The sequence below is a fragment of the Sphingobium sp. PNB genome, from assembly GCF_019873065.1.
Lineage (GTDB): Bacteria > Pseudomonadota > Alphaproteobacteria > Sphingomonadales > Sphingomonadaceae > Sphingobium > Sphingobium fuliginis.
This window is the reverse complement of the sequence record NZ_JAINEZ010000206.1, coordinates 1-1,569: the sequence shown is the minus strand read 5'-3', so window position 1 is coordinate 1,569 and position 1,569 is coordinate 1. Positions and strand designations below refer to the sequence as shown.

General features: G+C 61.5%; 1 protein-coding gene. It reads left to right on the top strand.

The genetic code is table 11. The annotated features are described in order from the left end of the window. A partial coding sequence (locus K7W03_RS27410; RefSeq protein ID WP_226870570.1) for an IS110 family transposase occupies nt 1-1,243 on the top strand: 1,243 nt, incomplete at its 5' end. Nucleotides 1,244-1,569: the final 326 nt, after the last annotated feature.

The window sequence follows — 1,569 nt, the reverse complement described above, 5'->3', positions numbered from 1 at the left end:
CTTGTGGGATAGCTGCTGCCCGGCGCTCGAGGCGAGGGTATCCTTTTCTGACCACATGTTGGCAGGGAAGGAAGCGATCATGTCGAAGAAGATAGTGACGCCGGCCTATGTGACGGCGATGGAGCGGGCAGAGGCGGATCCGTCGACAGCTCGTTTTTGGGTGGGTCTGGACGTGGGTTACAAGAATACCGCAGTCTGCGTGGTCGATTGCGACGGCGCGATTGTTCACCAAGTCTCGATGAAGAGCAGCGCTACCGAGATCGGACGGTATCTGCGTAAGAATTTCAAATCGCATGTGACCCTGATCGGCATGGAAAGCGGTGGCTTAGCACCGCATCTGACGACCAAGCTGCGCGCGCAGGGCTTCCAGGTAACGGTGCTCGATGCGCGGCAGGTGCACCGTGTGTTGTCGGTCAAGCGGAACAAGACTGACACGAACGATGCTCGTGGCATTGCCGAGATCACGCGTACGGGCAGGGAATATCTGACCGAGGTCTACGTCAAATCGAACCTGTGCTTTGAGATCAGGGCCTATCTCACCATGCGCGACCGCTTGGTGAAGCAGCGCCGGGAGACCGAGGCGATGATCCGCGGCCTGGTGCGCGTCTATGGCGGACGGATCGAGGGCGGGACGGAAACTGCGGCCAGCTATCGCAGTCGCGCCATCGACCAGATGTGCCTGATCGCCGACGCCGAGGGTATCGATCTGCGGCCACGGGTCATACCGTTGCTCGACCTGTGCGAAGGCTTCTACGTCGAGGCCAACCGCATCGAGCGCGAGCTGGAACTGCTCGCTGCGTCGAACCCTGTCTGCAGGCGGTTCATGGAGATCCCCGGCGTCGGCACGATCACCGCCGTATCGTTCTACAGTGCGATCGAGGACCCGACGCGCTTCCGGCATGTTGACGACGTCGCCGCCTATCTGGGCCTGACCCCGCGCGTCTACCAGTCGGGCGAGAGCCTGACGCACGGCGGGATCAGCAAGATGGGCAACCAGCTCACCCGCACGCATCTGGTCGGCGCCGCGACCGTCATGCTGTCGAACACCCGGTCGTTCAGCACGCTCAAGGACTGGGGCCTCAAACTCAGCAAGCGGATCGGCTTCAACAAGGCGAAGGTCGCGCTGGCGCGGAAGCTGGCGATCATCATGTTCAGCCTGTGGCGCGATGGCACCCACTTTATGGCCAAGGCGGCTGACGTGCCAGAACATCGGGCGCTGATGCAGAGTCGGCTGCCAGCCTAAGCGCGCAGGTTTACACCAGGTTCGCCCGCACAATGGCGGCGAAACAGTCCTCCCGGGAGGCGGAGGGATCGGAGACTTCGGGACTAAAGGTGAGGTGGTGACAACCTCGTTACGCTTGTTGAAGCTCTACCCTTTGCACGTGAATGCCCATACTGCGGCAGGTGATCGGCCCAACGGCCATGGCAAGCGCCCGACCGCGAAGAGACTGTTGCACTCCGGGATGGATGATGTGGACTTGCAACCACCGATGGAGAAGCGGATCATGACATAGCGAAGCGAAGTCTGGATATCCTCCGCGGGGGGGGGGGCAGCAGCTAGAGACTTTA